Consider the following 453-nt stretch of genomic DNA (forward strand, 5'->3'; position numbering starts at 1 on the left):
GTTCCTGGACCATCGAGCAGAAACTGGCGATCGTACGCGAGGTGGAGGAGACCGGTGATGCGGTAGCGGCTGTGGCTCGGCGTCACGAGATGAACGCGAATTACTTGTTCCTCCTGATGAAGCAAGCCCGTGATGGGAGGCTTGGTGGCCGACCCCAACCATTGTCGAGCGAGACCTCTGTGGCCGCCTTCATCGACTTGGGTGTGATCAGTTCTGAGGGGCAGGATGTCGAGCCGGAAGGGTCTGCTGCGCACCGTCACGGCGAAGGACGGACTACGAGCGGCCAGGCGGTGCCGGCTGGCGGCCGAATGGAAATTGTCGGAGCCAACGGCCGGCGCGTGATCGTTGACCGGACCGTCGATGTCGCTGTTCTGATGCGGCTCCTGCGGGGTCTGGAGACACTGCGGTGATCCCGACTGAGGGTGTGCGGGTGTGGCTTGCCACGGGCTACAC

The 453-nt window shown here is 63.6% G+C and carries 1 pseudogene; it reads left to right on the forward strand.

Annotated features, from left to right (window positions below):
- A pseudogene (locus EN780_RS41240) lies at positions 1–110 on the forward strand (transposase); the annotation flags it as partial.
- Positions 111–453: the final 343 nt, after the last annotated feature.

Source organism: Mesorhizobium sp. M4B.F.Ca.ET.089.01.1.1 (genome assembly GCF_004022605.1).
In the GTDB taxonomy this organism is placed as follows: domain Bacteria; phylum Pseudomonadota; class Alphaproteobacteria; order Rhizobiales; family Rhizobiaceae; genus Mesorhizobium; species Mesorhizobium abyssinicae.